We start from the raw sequence: 19,157 nt of genomic DNA, 5'->3' as shown, positions 1-19,157 counted from the left end.
CGGGCCGCGGCCGGGTTCGGACAGACTGTCGGACCCGTGCGGCATGATCGGCGGGTGCGATCACTGCCGAGCATCATCCACCTCGACATGGACGCCTTCTTCGCGGGTGTGGAGCAGGCGGCCAAGCCGAGCCTGCGCGGCAAGCCGGTGATCGTCGGCGGGCTCGGCGGGCGCGGGGTGGTCTCCACCGCCTCGTACGAGGCCCGCAAGTTCGGGGTGCACTCGGCGATGCCGATGGCGCAGGCGCGCCGGCTCTGCCCGAACGCGGCCTTCCTGGCCGGGCGGTTCGAGGCCTACCGGCAGGTCAGCGACATCGTGATGGGCCTGCTGCGGGAGCTGTCGCCGCTGGTGCAGCCGCTCAGCCTGGACGAGGCCTTCGTCGACCTGGAGGCCGGACCGTACGGCCCGGCGCTGACCGAGGCCGACCACGAGACCGGGGAGCGCCTGGTGCTGGCCCTCGCGGAGGACCTGCGGGCCGACATCCAGCGGCGCACCGGGCTGACCGGGTCGGTCGGGGCGGCCGGGTCCAAGCTGATGGCGAAGATCGCCTCCGAGCAGGCGAAGCCGGACGGGCTGGTGCTGATCGAACCCGGCGAGGAGCGGGCCGTCCTCGGCCCGATGCCGGTGCGGGCGCTGCCCGGGATCGGGCCGGCCACCGAGCAGGTGCTGCGGCGGTCCGGGCTCAACACGGTGGCCGACCTCGCCGACGCGGGGGAGGCCGAACTCGTGCAACTGCTGGGGCGCGCGCACGGCGCCGGGGTCCACCAGATGTCGATAGGACTGGACGACCGGCCCGTGGTGGCCGATCAGGATGCCAAGTCGGTGTCGGTGGAGGACACTTTCGAGGTCGACCTTGCCGACCGGGACCGCGTCCTGCGGGAGGTGGAGGTGCTGGCCGCCCGGTGCGTACGGCGGCTGCGGGCGGCCGGACGCTCCGGCCGGACAGTGGTGCTGAAGGTCCGGCGATTCGACTTCTCGACACTCACCCGGTCGGAGACCCTGCGCGGGCCCACGGACGACGAGACGGTGATCACCGAGACGGCGCGCCGGCTGGCCTCCCAGGTGGACATCACCGGCGGGGTGCGGCTGCTCGGCGTCGGCGTCTCGCAGCTCGCCGACTACACGCAGGAGGACCTGTTCGCCCAGGCGGTCCGGGAGGAGGCCGCCGCCGAGCACGAGGGGGAGGACGGCGACGAGGCCGAGGAGGAGCCGGACGTGCCCGTGCTGCGGCGCTGGCTGCCCGGGCAGGACGTCCGCCATGCGGAGTACGGGCCCGGATGGGTTCAGGGGAGCGGCGTCGGGCGGGTCACCGTCCGGTTCGAGACGCCGTGGAGCGAGCCCGGGCGGGTCCGGACCTTCGCGGTGGACGATCCGGCGCTGGAGCCCTCCCGGCCGCTGCCGCTGCGCGAGGGCGAGGACTGGGGTGGTGGGGAGGATACCGATGAAGGGGACGGAGAGGGCTGAGAAACGCGAAGCGGCCCCACCCGGAAGGGGAGTTACCGGGTGGGGCCGCTTCGCGTGCCGGGTCTCGGACGGTCGTGATGCCCTCTCGACCGAGCGAGGACCGGGCCCCGCGCCCTGTCCCTGAGCGCGGGGCGGACGCCTCGTCAGGCGCCGGTCTTGACCGGCGTGGCGCCGGAGTCCTGCACGGCCGCGTCACCGGAGGCGGTGACCGTCGCGGTCGGCTTGATGCTGCGGATCAGGAACGGGACGACGCCGGCGACGATGCAGACGACGGCCGCGGTCCAGAACGCGTGCTTGTACGCGTCCAGGGTGGGCAGCATCACCGGGATCTTGATCGGGAGCTTCATGGTGTCGCCGGTCAGGATGGCGGCCATTACGGCGGTGCCGATCGCGCCACCGACGGTGCGGAGCACGGAGTTCATGCCGTTGGCAATGCCGCTCTGCTCGACCGGGACGGCGCCGTTGATGTAGGCGGGCATCGCGGCGAAGGCCAGGCCGACGCCCAGGCCGAAGATCGCGGAGGCGGTGTAGATGTCGCCCTCGTGGCTGTGGCGCAGGGCGAGGTAGGCCATGGCGACGGCGCCGAGAACACCACCGAGGACCAGCGGCAGACGGGGGCCGCGGCGGGCGATCAGCAGCGCGCCGAGCGGGGCCGCGACCATCGAGCCGATCGCGGACGGCAGGAGCATGACACCGGCGTGCAGCACGGTGGCGGTGAAGCCGTAGTGGGCGAACTTCTCCGGGGTCTGGGCGAAGTTGCTGATCACCATGAACGAGCCGTACATGCCGAAGCCGATCATCAGGCCGGCCAGGTTGGTGAACGCGACGGCCGGGCGGGCCATCATCTTCATGTCCACCAGCGGGTGCGGGACCTTCGTCTCGATGATCCCCCAGACCAGGGCGACCACGGCCGCGACGGCGAACAGGCCGAGCGTCTTGGTGGAGGTCCAGCCCCAGTGGTTGCCCTGGCTGACCGCGACCAGCAGCGCGGAGAGCCAGCCGGCGAGGGTGATGGCGCCCAGCGGGTCGGCGCCGCCCTCCTTGTCGGTGACCGGGTCGGACGGGACGCGGAAGGCGACCAGGGCGACCGCGATCAGGCCGAAGATCAGGCCCATCCAGAAGATCGACTTGTAGCTCCAGTGCTCCAGCAGGAGACCGGTGGCGACCAGGCCGAGGCCGGAGCCGACGCCCATCGAGGCGCTGATGGCGGCCACGCCGCCGGTGACCTTCTGCTTGGGCAGCTCGTCGCGGACGATGCTGATCGCCAGCGGCATCACGCCACCGCCGGCGCCCTGCAGGACGCGGGCGACGACCAGCCAGGTGAAGGAGTGGGTGCTGACGGCCAGTGCCGAACCGGCGACCAGACCGGCCAGCGAGATCAGCAGCATCGGCTTGCGGCCCCGGAGGTCGCCGAAGCGGCCCAGCAGGGGAGTCAGCACGGCGGCGGAGAGCAGGTTGGCGGTCATCAGCCAGGTGATGCTGGACGCGGAAACGCTCAGCTCCTTGGCCAGCGAGGGCAGGATCGGGACGACCGCGGTCTGCACCACACTGAACGACAGCATCGCCAGGATGAGGGCCGGCAGGACCCGGGCGCTGCTCTGCTTCTCGGCCGCGATGGTGGGCTGGGGTGCCTCACTCACGGTTGCTTCCTCCCGTACATAGTGAATGAACTGAAATAACCATGCAGGGAGATACTTCAGAGTGTCAAATATCTAGCGGTTAAGCTTTGGCAAAGGGGAAGAGTCGGGGCGGGTGGACGGGTGGGTTTGGGGCGCCTGCGGCGGGCTGGGGGCGAGGTGGGAGGGGCGGGGCATGGCGAGGACCCCGGCTTTGGGGGGCCGGGGTCCTCGCGGGGGTGCGTGTGTTAGGCGAGCGGCCTCATGGAGGCGGGGTGGGGGGTGTCGTCCGGGGTGTCGTCCGGGGTGTTGTCGGGGGTGTCGTCCGGGGCGGGGGTGTTGTCGCGGACTTCGACGTGTTCGCGGCGGAGTTCGTCGTGGACGACCTCTTCCGTGGTGTAGCGCTCGACGACCAGGCGCACGCGCTCGATCTGGGTGAGGTACTTGCGGACCACCGGGCGCTCCTCGCGCAGGGTGACCTCCTCCACCACCTCGGCGATGTCCTTCTCGGTGAGCGAGGCGCGCTCGGCCTCGCCGAGCGGCGTCCGCTCCAGCCGGACGCGTTCGCGGACCACCGGGACGCGGCGCTCCACCTGCTCGCTCGTCACGTACTTGCGCAGCTTCACGGTGCCCAGGACGTGCCACTCCGTGGTGATGTCCAGCCGCTCCTCGCGGCAGGTGATCTCGATCGGGCCCTTGGGGGCCGAGGGCGCCGGGCCGGCGGCGGGTGCCGGGGCGGTCCGGGGCTTCGGCTCGACGGTCGGGGAGGCGGCGGGCGGAGCGGTGATGGTGGTCGCCGCGGGGGAGGCGGTGGGCGCGGGGGTGCTGGGGGTCCGCATGGTGGCCTCCGGGTCGGTCGTGGCGGGAGCGGTGGTCAGGGGAGCAGTGGTGAGGGGGGCGGCGGTCGTGGTGTTCATCGGGGTGGTGCCGAAGTCGAGGTCGGGCGGGCGGATCCCGCCGTTGCCGTTCGTCGGCCGACCGTTCGGCCGACCGTTCATCGGGGTGTCGAGGCCGTAGTAGCGGTAGAGCTGGAGTTCCTGGGCGGGTGACAGGTGCTGGCCGACGCCGAAGTCCGGCGACTCCTTGACCAGTGACTTGTCGTACGGCACGCGGAGCTCGTCGCCGGAGAACTCGCTCGTGGTGAGCGGGACGAAGGCGTCCCGGCCGAAGATGCCGGTGCGGACGGCGGCCCACTCGGGCCGGCCGGTGGCGTCGTCCAGGTACACCTCGTCGACCGTGCCGATCTTGTCTCCGTTGCGGTCGACCGCCTTGTGGCCGATGAGGTCCCGGGGGTCGATATCGGTTTGCACTCTTTCCTCCAGTGCGCTGAGCCTGCGGAACTCCCGCAGGACGGCGGCCGGAGCACCCATTCCGTCCGCCACTTCACACCAAAAGCCACCAACCGGACGGCCGCGAGCGGGGTGCGGCCGGACGGGCTGCGGGCTGGACCGTCCGGGTCATCCGGCGGTCACGCCCGAACGGGCCGAGTGACCTTTCGCACCCGTGATCGAACCGGCTTCCGCTGGTACCCTGGGCGGCGACCGCCGAGCCCGCTCGGGAGAGTCCTCGACGGCGGAAACCGCTGGTCGGGGCGCCGAAGGAGCAACTCCTCCCCGGAATCTCTCAGGCATCCGTACCGTGTGGGGTAGGTCACTCTGGAAAGCAGGGCAGGACCGCCGGCGAGGGAGCCGACGGCCACCACCCTCACCGACGGTGCAAGCCGGCGGGGCGCCCACAGCGCACCGCGCGGGTGAAGCTCTCAGGTCCCGATGACAGAGGGGGAGGCCTGTCGGGTTCGCCCGCCTAGGCCCATCCGCTGTCCGCAGTGGCGAAGGCCGGACGGCGTGCGTACCCCCGCCGGTCCGTGACCAGGAGGCCTCGACCACCATGAACGCCCAGCCGAACCCGGGACGCCCGAGCCGCGCCGCGACCCTCACCGAGCTTGAGCAGGCCAGCCCCTTCGAGAACCGCCACATCGGCCCCGACGCCGCCGCGCAGGAGAAGATGCTGGCCCAGGTCGGCTACGGCTCGCTGGACGAGCTCGCCGCCACCGCCGTGCCCGAGGCGATCCGCTCCATCACCGGCCTGGACCTGCCCGCCGGCCGCAGCGAGGCCGAGGTCCTCGCCGAGCTGCGCGAGCTGGCCGGCCGCAACCAGGTGCTCCAGCCGATGATCGGCCTGGGCTACTACGGCACCTTCACCCCGCCGGTGATCCTGCGCAACGTCCTGGAGAACCCGGCCTGGTACACCGCCTACACCCCGTACCAGCCGGAGATCTCGCAGGGCCGCCTGGAGGCGCTGCTCAACTTCCAGACCCTGGTCTCGGACCTGACCGGCCTGCCGACCTCCGGCTCCTCGCTGCTCGACGAGGGCACCGCGGCCGCCGAGGCGATGGCGCTGGCCCGCCGCGTCACCAAGGTGAAGGGCGGCGTCTTCCTGGTCGACGCCGAGACCCTGCCGCAGACCGTCGCGGTGATCAACACCCGCGCGGTGCCGACCGGTGTCGAGGTCGTCGTCGCGGACCTGTCCGAGGGCATCCCGGCCGAGGTCGCCGAGCGCGGCGTCTTCGGCGTGCTGCTCCAGTACCCGGGCGCCACCGGCGTGGTGCGCGACCTCGCCCCGGTCATCGAGCAGGCCCACGGCCTCGGCGCGATCGTCGCGGTCGCCGCCGACCTGCTGGCGCTGACCCTGCTCAAGTCGCCGGGTTCGCTGGGCGCCGACATCGCCTGCGGCACCTCGCAGCGCTTCGGCGTGCCGATGGGCTTCGGCGGCCCGCACGCCGGCTACCTGTCGGTGCGCGCCGAGTACGCCCGCTCGCTGCCAGGCCGCCTGGTCGGCGTCTCCGTCGACTCGGACGGCAACCGCGCCTACCGCCTGGCGCTGCAGACCCGCGAGCAGCACATCCGCCGCGAGAAGGCCACCAGCAACATCTGCACCGCCCAGGTGCTGCTCGCGGTCATGGCCTCGATGTACGCCGTGTACCACGGCCCGGACGGCCTGGCCGACATCGCCCGCCGCACCCACCGCTACGCCGCCGCCCTCGCCGAGGGCCTGCGGGCCGGCGGCGTCGAGCTGCTGCACGGCGAGTTCTTCGACACCGTCACCGCCGTCGTCCCGGGCCGCGCCGCCGAGATCGCCGCCGCCGCCCGCGCCAACGGCATCAACGTGTACCAGGACGGCGCGGACCGGATCTCGGTCTCCACCGACGAGACCACCACCCGCGAGCACCTGGCCGGCGTCTGGGCCGCGTTCGGCGTGGCCGCCGTCGAGGCCGCCGAGACCGCCGACGCGCTGCCCGCCGCGCTGCTGCGCGAGGACGAGTACCTGACCCACCCGGTCTTCCACAGCCACCGCTCGGAGACCGCCATGCTGCGCTACCTGCGCCGCCTGTCGGACCGGGACTACGCGCTGGACCGCGGCATGATCCCGCTGGGCTCCTGCACCATGAAGCTCAACGCGACCACCGAGATGGAGCCGGTGACCTGGCCGGAGTTCGGCCAGCTGCACCCGTTCGCGCCGATCGAGCAGGCCCAGGGCTTCCTCACCCTGATCCGCCAGCTGGAGCAGCAGCTGGTCGAGGTGACCGGCTACGACGCCGTCTCGATCCAGCCGAACGCCGGGTCGCAGGGCGAGCTGGCCGGCCTGCTGGCCGTCCGCGCCTACCACCACGCCAACGGCGACACCCAGCGCGACATCTGCCTGATCCCGTCCTCCGCGCACGGCACCAACGCGGCCTCCGCCGTGATGGCCGGCATGCGCGTGGTCGTGGTGAAGACCCTGGTCGACGGCGACGTGGACGTCGAGGACCTGAAGGCCAAGATCGAGCAGCACCGTGACAACCTCGCCGTGCTGATGGTCACCTACCCGTCCACCCACGGCGTGTACGAGACCCAGATCACCGAGATCTGCGCCCTGGTGCACGAGGCCGGCGGCCAGGTGTACGTGGACGGCGCCAACCTGAACGCCCTGGTCGGCCTCGCCAAGCCGGGCAAGTTCGGGGCGGACGTCTCGCACCTGAACCTGCACAAGACCTTCTGCATCCCGCACGGCGGCGGCGGCCCGGGCGTCGGCCCGGTCGCGGTGCGCGCCCACCTGGCGCCGTACCTGCCGAACCACCCGCTGCAGCCCGAGGCCGGCCCGGCCACCGGGGTCGGCCCGATCTCGGCCGCGCCGTGGGGCTCGGCCGCGATCCTGCCGATCTCCTGGGCGTACGTCCGGCTGATGGGCGGCGCGGGCCTCAAGCACGCGACCCAGGTCGCGGTGCTGAACGCCAACTACATCGCCAAGCGGCTGGCGCCGCACTTCCCAGTGCTCTACACCGGTCCGGGCGGGCTGGTCGCGCACGAGTGCATCATCGACCTGCGTCCGCTCACCAAGGAGACGGGCGTGACGGTGGACGACATCGCCAAGCGCCTGATCGACTACGGCTTCCACGCGCCGACGATGTCCTTCCCGGTGGCCGGCACGCTGATGATCGAGCCGACCGAGTCCGAGGACCTGTACGAGATCGACCGGTTCTGCGACGCGATGATCGAGATCCGGGCCGAGATCGACAAGGTCGGCTCGGGCGAGTGGGTGGCCGACGACAACCCGCTGCGCAACGCCCCGCACACCGCCGCCGCGCTGGCCGGCGACTGGGCGCACGGCTACTCGCGGCAGGAGGCCGTCTTCCCGGCGGGCGTGAACCCGGCGGACAAGTACTGGCCGCCGGTCAGCCGGATCGACGGCGCGTACGGCGACCGGAACCTGGTCTGCTCCTGCCCGCCGCTGGACGAGTACGGCGTCTGAGCCGTTTCGGCAGGCATGCGGCAGGGCCCCGGCGGAGCTCCCCCAGCCTTCGGCTGGGAGGTGCCCCATCGCCGGGGCCCTGCCCGTACTGTCGAGTTGTTTCGATCGAGTCGGCGGCTGCCCCCGCCAGTGCGTCCGGACCGGCGCGGTCAGGCCGCGTGGGCGACGGGGCGGTGCGGGGCGATCACCCGGCCGTCGGGCAGTAGCTCTCCGGTGTCCTCGAACATGACGACGCCGTTGCAGAGCAGGCTCCAGCCCTGCTCCGGGTGGCAGGCCACCGGTACGGCCGCCTCGCGGTCCTCGGACTCGGCCGACGGGCACTCAGGACGGTGCTGGCACATACGCGTACCCTCGCTTCGCTCTGCGATCCTCCCCGTGGTGCGGTTGCCGGTGATCGAGCCGCCGGGAACCGCCGCGGAAGTCGGATCCTGTCCGCACGCCGGCCAGGTGTGGACCGGCGTTCAAGTGGGTAGGACAGGTGGTCCTTCCACGCTGGTTCCCAGTGTCGGCGTCTGCGGACGTGCGCGCAGCGATTTCGTGACATGCGCCACAACTCCCGGGCAGAGATCACCCGTTCAGGTGGGCTGGAGCGAAAATCGCGCACGGACGGGTCAGCTGTGAAGTGGCCCGAAGGGGCCATGGCCGATGACCCGTCCGGGTGTCCGGGCGAGGTGGGCCGGCCGGGTCGATCAGCTGCCTGTCAGGGCGACCCGAGGAGCAGCGGCTTGGCGAGCGGGGCGCGGGCGAGCAGCGGCAGGAGCTCGGCGGCCGGGTAGGCGCGGTGCGCGGTGACGCCGAGCGGGGCCGGGGCGAGCGGGATCAGCAGGTCGGCGGCCGGGCCGGTGTCGGGGCTGTGCAGCCAGAGCGCCGTCGCGTACTGGCCGGGGAAGGTCAGCAGCCGGGGCTGGCGGCGGACCCGGGAGCCCTGTGCGAGCTGCCAGGCCTGGCGCAGTGCCCGGACGGTGGAGTCCAGGTAGGGGCCGGCGGTGAAGTGGGAGAAGGTATGGCCCTCGATGTCCAGTGCCACTTCCGCGGCCGCGGCCACCTCGGCGCCGTCCTTGATCAGGAAGCGCCAGCCCGTCCGCCGGGCGGCGGTGAGCTCGGGGTGCGGGCCGTCCAGGACGTGGACCGCGAGCGGATGGGCGGGGAGCAGTGGGCCGACCGGGTGGCGCAGCGCTGCGGCGGCGGGCTGGCGCAGCGCGGTCTCCGAGTCGAGCGCGGCGAGGACCGCGCGCAGGGCACTGGGCGGGGGTTGGGGGGACTGCAAAGTCATGGCGGGGTCCGCCTCTCCGTGCGAGATCGGCGTGCGAGTGCGGCATACCGGCGTGGCGCGGTGTGTCATCGGTGACGGGACCTGGCCGTGTCCGGTTGTGCAGGATCGCGGTGCCGGCGCGGTCGCTGCCGTCGACGAGGGCCTCGGGGCAGAAAGCGGACCGGCCGGAGCGCAGTGCGAATTCTATCGAACAGACGCGCAGGGTGACCTGTTTATCACAGGCGGTGGCGTCGGGCAAGTCGGCAGATGCTCTGAAAGTCCGTCAGTTTCCTTGCATTGCAAGCCCGTACACGCTTTCGGGTATCGATCTTCGAGGTGGGCATGATGCTTGCACGGTCGGTCGGCCGGTGGCTCAGGAGGAGGGGACCATGGGCGAGAAGGTCGTGGCGACACGCGCGGATCTGGCGGACCGGCAGCTCTACCGTCGCAAACTCCAGGCCTGCCAGGACGCACTGGGGCGGATGCTGCGCGAGGACCGGTTCGACCGGCCGCGGGCGGTGATGGGCCTGGAGATCGAGCTCAACCTGGCCGACGAGCAGGGCCTGCCGGTGATGCGCAACGCGCAGGTGCTGAGCGAGATCGGCTCCAGCGACTTCCAGACCGAGCTGGGCCGGTTCAACATCGAGGTGAACATCGTGCCGCACCGACTGTGCGGGCACGTGTTCGAGGAGCTGCGCGAGGAGATCGACACCGGGCTGCGCTACGCCGACCGGCGGGCGGCCGAGGCGGGCGCCCGGATCGTCATGGTGGGCATCCTGCCGACCCTGGAGCACGACCACACCGGGCTCGACGCGATGTCCCACAACCAGCGGTACAGCCTGCTCAGCGACCAGATCCTGGCCGCCCGGGGCGAGGACATCTCGCTGGACATCGAGGGGGTCGAGCACCTCCAGCTGGAGTCGATCACCATGGTGGCCGAGGCGGCGGCGACCTCGCTCCAGCTGCACCTCCAGGTGACGCCGCAACGGTTCTCCTCGGTGTGGAACGCCGCCCAGGCGCTCTGCGGGCCGCAGCTCGCGCTCGGCGCCAACTCGCCGTTCCTGTTCGGGCGGGAGCTGTGGCGGGAGACCCGGCCGGTGCTGTTCCAGCAGGCGTGTGACACCCGTTCGGCGGAACTCAAGGCGCAGGGCGTGCGCCCGATCACCTGGTTCGGCGAGCGCTGGGTGGACTCGGCGTACGACCTGTTCGAGGAGAACCTGCGGTACTTCCCCGCGCTGCTGCCGATCTGCGACGACGAGGACCCGCTGAAGGTGCTCGCCTCCGGCGGCGCGCCCCGGCTGGCCGAGATGCGGCTACACAACGGGACGATCTACCGCTGGAACCGGCCGGTGTACGACGTGAGCGGCGGCGTGCCGCACCTGCGGGTGGAGAACCGGGCGCTGCCGGCCGGGCCGACGGTCGCCGACACGCTCGCCAACGCCGCCTTCTACTACGGGCTGGTCCGGGTGCTGGCCGAGCAGTCCCGGCCGGTGTGGACCAGGCTGCCGTTCGAGCGGGCGGACGAGAACTTCCGGCAGGCCGCCCGGTACGGCATCGACGCCGTCTTCCAGTGGCCGCGGCCGGGCCGGGCGGGGCGCGGCGGCGGGCTGACCACGGTGTCCGCCGTCGACCTGGTCCTGAACGAGCTCCTGCCGATGGCCCACCAGGGCCTGGACGAGTGGGGCGTCGAGCCGGCCGACCGGGACCGCTACCTCGGGATCATCGAGCAGCGCTGTCTGCGCCGGACCAACGGCGCGGTCTGGCAGAGCGCGACCTTCCACCGGCTGCGCGAGCAGTACGGGATGGACCGCTCGGCCGCGCTCGCCGCGATGACCCGCCGGTACATCGAGCACATGCGCGGCGGCGAGCCGGTGCACACCTGGCCGGTGGGGTAGCCGGTCCGGGGCGGCCGGGGGCTGACGTTTCTCCTGTGTCAGGATGAGCGCTCCGGCGGTCGGCCGACGGCCGGAGCGCCGCCCGTCCGCTGGAGCACCCTTGACCACCGTCCCGACCGAACCGGAGACCGCGCCCCGCACGCGCCGGCTGCTCGGCGCGGAGCTGCTGATCGTCCTCGGCCTCTCGCTCGGGGCCAGCGGCATCGGCGCGCTGATCAGCTTCGCGGGCTCGCTCACCGAGCCGCTCACGCTCGGCCAGCAGGTGGCGACGCTGAACGGGTCGCGCGCGCCGGGGCGGCCGTGGCTCGACCTGGTGTGGCAGCTGTACTACATCGGGCGCGGCCTGATGCCGGTGGTGCTGGTCGGGTACCTGCTGGTGCGCGAGGGCACCGCGCTGCGGGTGCTGGGCTTCGACCTCGGGCAGAAGCTGCGCGACCTCGGGCGGGGCGCGGCCGTCGCCGCCGCGATCGGTGGGTCCGGGCTGGTGCTGTACCTGGCCTCGCAGGCGGCCGGGTACAACCTGACGGTGGCGCCGTCCGGGCTGCCGGACGTGTGGTGGCGGGTGCCGGTGCTGGTCTTCTCGGCGTGGCAGAACGCGATCCTGGAGGAGGTCGTCGTCCTCGGCTATCTGCTGCGCCGGCTGGGGCAGTTGGGGTGGTCGTGGCCGGCGGCGCTGGCGGCGAGCTCGGTGCTGCGCGGCTCGTACCACCTGTACCAGGGGGTCGGCGGGCTGGTCGGGAACATGGTGATGGGGGCGGTGTTCTGCCTGGCGTACCGGCGCTGGGGGCGGGTGATGCCGCTGGTGGTGGCGCACGCGCTGATCGACACGGTGGCCTTCGTCGGGTACGCGCTGCTCGCCGGGCACGTCAGCTGGCTGCCGACCCCTTGACCGAGTCGATCGAGTTGGTCGAGAACCTGGCCAGGGCGCGCGGCGGGCGGGCCAGCAGGCGGTCGACGTGCCGGCGCTCCAGGCCCTGGCCCGGGTCGATCGGCATCGGCAGGCGGTCGCGGCGCCAGAGCGAGCCGCGGACCAGGCGGGACGGGATGACGTCGTCGACCCATGCGAACGGACGGCCGTCGGCGTAGCGCAGCAGCGGGGCCCACTTGCGGGCGGAGAACAGCTGCATGAGCGGGACGCGCGGGTCGCCGGGCTGTGGCACGTAGCCGGTGAAGCGGACGAACGGGAGCGGGGGCAGGCCGATCGCCGGGGCGATGTGGGTGTTGGCGTGCTCCTCCCAGGTGGTGGCCCAGACCAGCTCGTACGTGGCGGAGAGTTCGCGCAGCCATGCGCCGTGGCGGGCGGAGAGCAGGACCGAGTAGCCGAGCAGGGTGTGGGTGTCGAACCCGGCGTCCGGATGGGGGCAGACCGGGTTGAGGACGCCGTCGACGTCCAGGAACAGCAGTGGCTTCGGCACCAATGGCCCCCCAAGTGGCGGTGAATGACTCACCTGTCGGACGAGCGGCGCGCGCCGGTGGTTGCCCAGCGGCGGGCGCACGCGGGGTGCAGGGGGCGCTCGCGGACGGTCAGGGGGCGGTCAGGGCGCGTTCGGGGACGTTCAGGGACGTTTGGGGACGTTCAGGGGATGGGCGCGGGCTCGGTGGCGGGCGCTGCTGGGGAGTCGGTGGCCGTTCTGCGGGCGAGGCGGCGGACCTCGGGTTCGAGCAGGACGGCGGCGCTGAGCAGCAGGGAGATCAGCGCGCAGGCCCACAGCGCGCCGGAGAGGCCGAGCGTGTCGGCTGCCGGGCCGGCCAGCGCGATGCCGAGCGGGGCCAGCGAGAGCGAGCCGAGGTGGTCGTACGCGCAGACCCGGGAGAACATCTCGGCCGGGATCTCCTGCTGGAGCGCGACCATCCAGTTCACCCCGAAGACGGTGACGCCGACGCCGGACAGGAACATCGCCGCCGCCAGCACCGGCAGTGGCGCCGCCATGGCCAGGGCGAGCGCGGGGACGCCGAACAGGAACACGCCCCAGTTGCCGACCAGCAGGATCCGGCGCGGCTGCCAGCGCACCATCAGCAGGCCGGTGACCACCAGCCCGACCCCGTACGCGGCCATCGCCAGGCCCCAGTCGCGGGCGCCGCCGAGCCGCTCCTTGGCGACGACCGGCCCGTAGACGGACTCGACCGCGCCGACGCAGGCGACCAGGACGGAGAACTGCAGGACCACCACCCAGAGCCAGCGCCGGGAGGCGAACTCCCGCCAGCCCTCGCGCAGTTCGCGCAGCATGGAGGTGCCGGCGGCGACGGGGGCCGCCTCGGCCTCCAGGAAGAAGCGCAGCGCGGCGGCGATCAGGAAGCAGACGGCGTCGAGGGCGAGCACCCAGCCGGGGCCGACGGCGGCGGTGAGGGCGCCGCCGAGGGCCGCGCCGCCGATCTGGCTGGCGTTCTGGCCCATCCGGAACACCGAGAAGGCCCGGGCGGCGTGCTCCTGCGGGACGCTCTTCAGGATCATGCCCTCGGCGGCGGGGGCGTAGAGCGCGTAGCCGGCCCCGCCTGCGGCGGAGAGGACGAGCAGCTGCCAGAGCTGGGCGTGGCCGCCGAGCACGAGGGCGGCGAGGACGGCCTGGGAGAGGCCGCTGAACAGGTTGGCGGCGACCATGACGTGGTGGCGCGGCAGCCGGTCGGCGAGGGCGCCGCCGATCACCAGCAGCAGGACGGTGGGCAGCAGCCGGGCGGCGGTGACGTAGCCGACCTCGGTGGTGGAGCCGCCGTTGCCGATCACGGCGAACGCGGTGGCGATCGGGGCGCCGGCGTTGCCGAGGCCGCTGATCACGGTGGCGGCGGTCTGGATGCGGAAGTTGCGGCTCGCCCAGGCGAAGCGGCGGGGGTGCGGGGGCGGGGGTTGGCTCTGGGGTCGGCTCTGGGGTCGGCTCTGCACCTGGCGACTATGGCCGCATGTTCGTACAGGTGTCTATTCGGTTTTCACAACTGGCGCGTGAGAGCTGACCGGGGTGTGGGTCGTGCGCTAACCCAGGTGGCCCCAGAGGAAGCTGAGGGTGCGGCTCCAGGCCGTCCGGGCCTGGAGCGGGTCGTAGGTGCCGAGCAGGTTCTCGTCGTTCATGAAGGCGTGCCCGGCCGGGTAGAAGTGGATCTCGGGCCGGATGTCGGTGGCCTCGCCGATCCGGGTCGCGGCCTCGTCGACGGCGGTCATCGGGATCGAGCGGTCGCGCTCGCCGAAGTGGCCCAGGACGTGGGAGGTCAGGCCGCGGTAGTCGAAGTCCGGGTCGGGCGGCAGGCCGTAGAACGGGACGACGGCCGCGACCTTGTCGCCCGCCCGGGCGGCCAGCAGCAGGGCGAAGCCGCCGCCCATGCAGAAGCCGACCACGCCGACCGCGTCGCCGACCACGCCGTCCAGGGAGAGCAGGTGGTCGACGGCGCCGGAGAGGTCCTCGACGGCCCGTTCGACGGGCAGTTCGCGTTTCAGCCGGGCCGCCTCGGCGTTGTCGTGCGTGGTGGCGCCGCCGAACAGGTCGGGCGCGAGGACGGTGAAGCCCTCGGCGGCGAAGCGGTCGGCCATGTCGGCGATGTGCGAGGTGAGCCCCCACCACTCCTGCACCACCACCAGGCCGGGGCCGATGCCCTGTGGCGGGCGGGCCAGGTATCCGTGCGCGGTACGGCCGTTGTTCGGGAAGGTGACGTTCTGCCGGGAGCCGCCCAGGTCAGGCATGGCTACCTCTCGGTGGGTCGGGCCGCGTGCGGCGAGGGGTCGGGTAGGAGTAGGGGGTCGGGCAGGGGCAGGGGGTCGGGCAGGGGCCGCGGGTCAGCCCATCTCCTCAAGGGCGCGGCCCTTGGTCTCCTTGACGCAGAAGGCCACGAACGGGATGGAGAGCAGCGCGAAGGCCGCATAGATGACGTACGTCGCCGAGAGGTTCCAGTCGGCGAGGTCCGGGAAGCTGACGGTGATCGCCCAGTTGGCGATCCACTGGGCCGAGGCGGCGACGGACAGCGCGATCGCCCGGATCCGGTTGGGGAACATCTCGCCGAGCAGCACCCAGACCACCACGCCCCAGGAGAAGGCGAAGCAGAGCACGAAGACGTGCGCGGCGACCAGGGCGACGGTGGCGTGGGTGTTGTCGAGGGTGGCGGTGTCGCCGGTGCCGTGCCGGTAGGAGAACGCCCAGGCGGCGGTGCCCAGCGCGAGCGCCATGCCGGCCGAGCCGGTCAGGGCGAGCGGTTTGCGGCCGATCCGGTCCACCAGCACCATCGCGATCACCGTGCCGAGCACGTTGATGATCGAGGTGGAGAGGCTGATGAGCAGCGAGTTGGCCTCGTTGATGCCGACCGACTGCCACAGGAAGGACGAGTAGTAGAAGATCACGTTGATGCCGACGAACTGCTGGAACACCGAGGCGCCGATGCCGACCCAGACGATCGGCAGCAGGCCGAGCCGGCCGCCGAGCAGGTCCTTCGCCCGGGGCTTGTGCGCGGACTCCAGCACCGCGCGGATCTCTGCGACCCGGGCGTCCAGGTCCGCCCCCTCGCCCTCCACCTCCAGCAGCACCCTGCGGGCCTGCGCCTCGCGGTGATCGGCGATCAGGTAGCGCGGCGACTCCGGGATGGCGAGCGCCATCAGCCCGTACACCAGGGCCGGGACGGTCTCCACGCCGAGCATCCACTGCCAGGCCTGGACGCCCCCGAGGTGGCCGGTGGACTCGCCGCCGGCCGCCTGGTTGAGCGCCCAGTTGGCGAGCTGGGAGACGGTGATGCCGAGCACGATCGCCATCTGCTGGAACGAGGCGAGCCGGCCGCGGTAGGCGGTCGGCGCCACCTCGGCGATGTAGGTGGGGGCGATCACCGAGGCGATGCCGATCGCCACACCGCCCACCACGCGCCAGGTGGCGAGGACCTGGATGCTCGGCGGGAACATCGAGCCGAGGCCGCTGATCGCGAACAGGACCGCGGCCAGCAGCATCGTCCGCACCCGGCCGAGGTGGTCGGCGAGCCGGCCGGCGGCCACCGCGCCGGCCGCCGAGCCGAGCAGGGCGATGGCCACGACGAAGGCGGTCTCGCCGTGGCCCACCGCGAAGTGCTTCTGGATGCCGGTCACCGCGCCGTTGATCACCGCGCTGTCGTAGCCGAACAGGAAGCCGCCCATCGCTGCGGCGGCGGAGATGAACACGACGTGCCCGAGGTGCGCCTCGCCCGTGGCCGACCGGGTGTTCAGTGTGGACACGCGCGCTCCCCGAGGTGGACGGGCCCACTCGGTGGTGCCGGCGGGCGGACCGCCGAGCGGGCAGGATTCGTCTCACATTCGAGCAGTGGAGGGGGCGGGTTGCCCTGTTTCGGGGGCCGATCGGGTGATGCAGCGTCAGCTTGTCCGTCTGCGGCGAGTCGCTCCTGGCGTCGCTTGTTGGCGTCGTTCGTTGCGGCGCAGCAGCTGGGTGCGGGCCAGGGCGTCCTGGCCGCGCCCGCGTCCGCGCTCGGCGAGCCGGTCGGCGATCGCGTACTGCGCGTCGGCCGGCTTCTTGTCGTCGTACTTGAACTTGGCGCGCACCTCGCGGACCGTCAGACGCAGCCCGCGCAGACCCGGCAGCAGCCGGGAGAACTCGCCCTCGCCGGGGACGACCCGGGTGTCCGGCGTCTCCGGCTGGAAGTGGGCCAGCTGGCGGTTGAGGATCTCCGCCTTGCCCGCGGCCGACTCGACGATCTCGGCGGTGCAGTGGAAGTGGACTGACGCGTAGTAGCTGGTGGGCGTGCCGGGCTCGCCGCGCCAGTGGCCGGGCGCGAAGGCGTAGCCGTCGGTGACCGCGAGGGTGACCTGCGGGTCGGCCCGGACGGCGGCCAGCAGCGGGTTGGGCGTGGCGAGGTGGAGCAGGATCTCGCCGGCGTCGGCGTCCAGCAGGAAGTGCGTCGGGACGAGCACCGGGCCCTCGCCCGGCGCGCCGTTGGCGGCGAGCAGGCCGAAGTCCCGGCCCTCGGCCAGCCAGGCGCGCCACTCGGCCTCGTCGCCGCGGTCCCATGACCTGATCAGCATCGGGCGGCCCCGTCAGCGGGTCAGGTCGCGCACGTGCGCGGGGAGCGGGACGGTCGTGGAGGCGGCCGGGGCGGGGGTGCCGTAGCCGCTGGTGACCGGTATGACGCCGGCCCAGTACGGCAGGTCGAGGTCGTCCGGGTCGTCGTTGGCGCCGTCGTCGCGGGTCTTCGCCGAGACCTCGTCCAGCTCCAGCCGAATCACGGCGGTGGCGGCGAGCTCCTTGGCGTTGGCCGGGCGGACCTCGGCGGAGCGGCCGGGGACGGTCTGGTCGACCAGCGCGTCCAGCGCGACGTTCAGCTCCTCCGGGTCGGTGACCTGGTGGGCGGTGCCGTGGGCGACCACCGAGCGGAAGTTGACGGAGTGGTTGAACGCGGACTTGGTGAGGACCAGCGCGTCGACCAGGGTGACGGTGACGCACACCGGCATGCCCTGGTCGCCCCGGGCGTCGCGCAGCGGGCGGCTGCCGGTGGAGCCGTGGATGTAGAGGCGGCTGCCGACCCGGGCGTAGATGGTCGGCAGGACGACCGGGGCGCCGTCGGCGACGAAGCCGAGGTGGCAGAGGTAGGTGCTGTCGAGGATGGCGTGGATCGCCTCCTGCTCCCAGGTGGCGCGGTCCTTGTAGCGGGTGGGGGTGGTGCGGGGGGTGCGGGCGTAGGCGGGGGTCTCGCGCTCGGTGGCGGTGCCGTCTGCAGGGGCCGACATGACAAACCTCTATGTACTAGTGCATAATCTTCTTTGTGCTAGGAGACTATCCGCTGAAAGGGCGACGCGCCAGCGAAATCGCGGCCCACATCGAACAGGGCGTCAGCAGCGGGCAGCTCGCGCCCGGAACCGCGCTGCCCCCGCTGCGCGACCTCGCCACCGAGCTCGGCGTCAATCCCAACACCGTCGCCGCCGCCTACCGGCTGCTCCGCGACCGCGGCGTGATCGAGACCGCAGGCCGCAAGGGCAGCCGCATCCTGCCCCGGCCCGCCCTCACCCCCCGTGACCAGATCCGCGTCCCAGTTCCCCCGCACGCCCGCGACCTGTCCGCCGGCAACCCTGACCCGGCCCTCCTGCCCGACCTCGCCCCGGCGCTCGCCGAGGCAGCCCGCGCCGAACCCGTCCTCTACGGGCACCCGGCCGTCGACCCCGGACTGCTCGCCCTCGCCCGCGCCTCCTTCGAGGCCGACGGCCTGCCCGGCGGGCCGATCGCCATCGCCTCCGGCTCGCTCGACACCATCGAACGCATCCTCGGGACCCGGCTGCGCCCCGGCGACGCCGTGGCCGTCGAGGACCCGGGTTGGGGCAGCCTGCTCGACCTGCTGCCCGCCGTGGGCCTGCGCCCCGCGCCCGTCCGGCTCGACGACGAGGGCCCGCTGCCCGACTCGCTCGCCGCAGCCCTCGCCGAGGGCGCCCGCGCGGTCGTCGTGACCAGCCGGGCGCAGAATCCCACCGGCGCCGCGCTCACCGCCGCTCGCGCCGAGGCGCTCCGGGCCGTGCTGGCCGAGCACCCCGGCGTGCTGCTGATCGAGGACGACCACGGGCACGGCATGGTCGACCAGCCCTACCACCCACTGGCCGGCGCCGGTTCGCGGCACTGGGCCGTGGTGCGCTCGGCGGCCAAGGCGTACGGGCCGGACCTGCGGCTGTCCGTCGCGGTCGGCGACGAGGACACCATCGGGCGGGTCTCCGGACGGCTGCGGCTCGGCGCCGGCTGGGTGAGCCACCTGCTCCAGCGCACCGTCGCCGAACTGTGGCGCACCGACGCGGCGCCCGTCGCCCGGGTGGCCGCCGTCTACCGGGCCCGCCGGGACGCGCTGCTCGGCGAACTGGCCGCGCGCGGCATCGAGGCGCACGGCGAGAGCGGGCTCAACGTCTGGGTGCCGGTGCCGGACGAGACCTCCGCGCTTGCCGCGCTGGTGCAGCGCGGCTGGGTCGCGGCCCCCGGCGCGCGCTACCGGATCCAGTCGCCGCCCGGGATCCGGATCACCACGGCAGGCCTGGAACCGGCGGACGCACGGCAGTTGGCGGAGGACCTGGCGGCGGTGCTGGGTGCGGGCGGGGTCGGCTCGCGGCTGGTCTGAACGGGCGGGGCCGGCCCGGACGAGCGGGGCTGAACGGGTGGGGATGATCCGGACGCACGGGGGCTGAACGGGTGGGGGCTGGTCTGAACCCGCGGGTAACAA

The 19,157-nt window shown here is 72.8% G+C and carries 15 protein-coding genes, 1 pseudogene and 1 riboswitch; of the genes and pseudogenes, 5 read left to right on the top strand and 11 right to left on the bottom strand.

What is annotated here, in order from left to right; translation table 11 throughout:
- Window positions 1–54 precede the first annotated feature (54 nt).
- Complete coding sequence (locus KV557_RS18250; RefSeq protein ID WP_218201484.1) at window positions 55–1,464, top strand: DNA polymerase IV; 1,410 nt, start codon at window positions 55–57, stop codon at window positions 1,462–1,464.
- Between the two features lie 143 nt (window positions 1,465–1,607).
- Here the strand turns inward: KV557_RS18250 and KV557_RS18245 are convergent, their stop codons facing one another.
- From KV557_RS18245 to KV557_RS44480, 3 genes and pseudogenes are all read right to left on the bottom strand, one after another.
- Window positions 1,608–3,104 (bottom strand): MFS transporter, encoded by a 1,497-nt coding sequence (locus KV557_RS18245; protein WP_218201482.1) that lies wholly within the window; start codon window positions 3,102–3,104, stop codon window positions 1,608–1,610.
- Between the two features lie 224 nt (window positions 3,105–3,328).
- Entirely contained in the window at window positions 3,329–4,033 is a 705-nt protein-coding gene (locus tag KV557_RS44485) for a YsnF/AvaK domain-containing protein (protein ID WP_374106642.1), read from the bottom strand.
- Window positions 4,007–4,450, bottom strand: a pseudogene (locus KV557_RS44480) (PRC-barrel domain-containing protein); the annotation flags it as partial. The pseudogene KV557_RS44480 and the gene KV557_RS44485, both read right to left, overlap by 27 nt.
- Before the next feature lie 175 nt (window positions 4,451–4,625).
- Window positions 4,626–4,729, top strand: a riboswitch (glycine riboswitch).
- Between the two features lie 238 nt (window positions 4,730–4,967).
- Here KV557_RS44480 and gcvP point away from each other — a divergent pair.
- Window positions 4,968–7,868: an aminomethyl-transferring glycine dehydrogenase gene (gene gcvP / locus KV557_RS18235; RefSeq protein WP_218201474.1), complete on the top strand. Its 2,901-nt coding sequence runs from the start codon at window positions 4,968–4,970 to the stop codon at window positions 7,866–7,868.
- A 149-nt stretch (window positions 7,869–8,017) separates the two neighbouring features.
- Here gcvP and KV557_RS18230 read toward each other — a convergent pair whose 3' ends face one another.
- Window positions 8,018–8,209 (bottom strand): DUF5999 family protein, encoded by a 192-nt coding sequence (locus tag KV557_RS18230; protein ID WP_218201472.1) that lies wholly within the window; start codon window positions 8,207–8,209, stop codon window positions 8,018–8,020.
- A 359-nt stretch (window positions 8,210–8,568) separates the two neighbouring features.
- Entirely contained in the window at window positions 8,569–9,141 is a 573-nt protein-coding gene (locus tag KV557_RS18225) for a hypothetical protein (protein WP_218201470.1), read from the bottom strand.
- A gap of 368 nt (window positions 9,142–9,509) precedes the next feature.
- On the opposite strand from KV557_RS18225, the gene KV557_RS18220 reads away from it, so the two are divergent.
- Complete coding sequence (locus tag KV557_RS18220) at window positions 9,510–11,015, top strand: glutamate--cysteine ligase (protein WP_218201468.1); 1,506 nt, start codon at window positions 9,510–9,512, stop codon at window positions 11,013–11,015.
- Window positions 11,016–11,058: 43 nt separating this feature from the next.
- The gene (locus tag KV557_RS18215; RefSeq protein ID WP_218201466.1) at window positions 11,059–11,904 is read left to right on the top strand and encodes a CPBP family intramembrane glutamic endopeptidase; all 846 of its coding nucleotides are present in this window, start codon (window positions 11,059–11,061) and stop codon (window positions 11,902–11,904) included.
- Here the strand turns inward: KV557_RS18215 and KV557_RS18210 are convergent.
- From KV557_RS18210 to KV557_RS18185, 6 genes are all read right to left on the bottom strand, one after another.
- Window positions 11,882–12,430, bottom strand: a complete 549-nt coding sequence (locus KV557_RS18210; protein WP_218201465.1) for an HAD domain-containing protein — start codon at window positions 12,428–12,430, stop codon at window positions 11,882–11,884. The two genes, KV557_RS18215 and KV557_RS18210, sit on opposite strands and share 23 nt — an antisense overlap.
- A gap of 161 nt (window positions 12,431–12,591) precedes the next feature.
- Window positions 12,592–13,893, bottom strand: a complete 1,302-nt coding sequence (locus KV557_RS18205) for an MFS transporter (RefSeq protein WP_218201463.1) — start codon at window positions 13,891–13,893, stop codon at window positions 12,592–12,594.
- Between the two features lie 87 nt (window positions 13,894–13,980).
- Complete coding sequence (locus KV557_RS18200; RefSeq protein ID WP_218201461.1) at window positions 13,981–14,682, bottom strand: dienelactone hydrolase family protein; 702 nt, start codon at window positions 14,680–14,682, stop codon at window positions 13,981–13,983.
- 93 nt (window positions 14,683–14,775) lie between these two features.
- On the bottom strand, window positions 14,776–16,188 hold the full coding sequence (locus KV557_RS18195; protein WP_218201459.1) for a sugar porter family MFS transporter: 1,413 nt from the start codon (window positions 16,186–16,188) through the stop codon (window positions 14,776–14,778).
- Between the two features lie 135 nt (window positions 16,189–16,323).
- Complete coding sequence (locus KV557_RS18190; RefSeq protein ID WP_218201457.1) at window positions 16,324–16,989, bottom strand: FMN-binding negative transcriptional regulator; 666 nt, start codon at window positions 16,987–16,989, stop codon at window positions 16,324–16,326.
- A gap of 12 nt (window positions 16,990–17,001) precedes the next feature.
- Window positions 17,002–17,691 (bottom strand): pyridoxamine 5'-phosphate oxidase family protein, encoded by a 690-nt coding sequence (locus KV557_RS18185; protein WP_218201455.1) that lies wholly within the window; start codon window positions 17,689–17,691, stop codon window positions 17,002–17,004.
- A gap of 35 nt (window positions 17,692–17,726) precedes the next feature.
- On the opposite strand from KV557_RS18185, the gene KV557_RS18180 reads away from it, so the two are divergent.
- Complete coding sequence (locus KV557_RS18180) at window positions 17,727–19,055, top strand: aminotransferase class I/II-fold pyridoxal phosphate-dependent enzyme (protein WP_218201454.1); 1,329 nt, start codon at window positions 17,727–17,729, stop codon at window positions 19,053–19,055.
- The last annotated feature ends 102 nt before the right edge of the window (window positions 19,056–19,157 follow it).

The organism is Kitasatospora aureofaciens (assembly GCF_019192735.1).
Lineage (GTDB): Bacteria > Actinomycetota > Actinomycetes > Streptomycetales > Streptomycetaceae > Kitasatospora > Kitasatospora aureofaciens_A.
Note: the sequence above shows the minus strand (reverse complement) of the source record. Positions and strands in the feature narration are given on the sequence as shown.

Bases quoted from the DNA above. Each gene is read 5' to 3' on its own strand.
- gcvP (WP_218201474.1), top strand. From the start codon at position 4,968: ATGAACGCCCAGCCGAACCCGGGACGCCCGAGCCGCGCCGCGACCCTC.
- KV557_RS18230 (WP_218201472.1), bottom strand. From the start codon at position 8,209: ATGTGCCAGCACCGTCCTGAGTGCCCGTCGGCCGAGTCCGAGGACCGC.
- KV557_RS18225 (WP_218201470.1), bottom strand. From the start codon at position 9,141: ATGACTTTGCAGTCCCCCCAACCCCCGCCCAGTGCCCTGCGCGCGGTC.
- KV557_RS18220 (WP_218201468.1), top strand. From the start codon at position 9,510: ATGGGCGAGAAGGTCGTGGCGACACGCGCGGATCTGGCGGACCGGCAG.
- KV557_RS18215 (WP_218201466.1), top strand. From the start codon at position 11,059: ATGAGCGCTCCGGCGGTCGGCCGACGGCCGGAGCGCCGCCCGTCCGCT.
- KV557_RS18200 (WP_218201461.1), bottom strand. From the start codon at position 14,682: ATGCCTGACCTGGGCGGCTCCCGGCAGAACGTCACCTTCCCGAACAAC.
- KV557_RS18190 (WP_218201457.1), bottom strand. From the start codon at position 16,989: ATGCTGATCAGGTCATGGGACCGCGGCGACGAGGCCGAGTGGCGCGCC.
- KV557_RS18185 (WP_218201455.1), bottom strand. From the start codon at position 17,691: ATGTCGGCCCCTGCAGACGGCACCGCCACCGAGCGCGAGACCCCCGCC.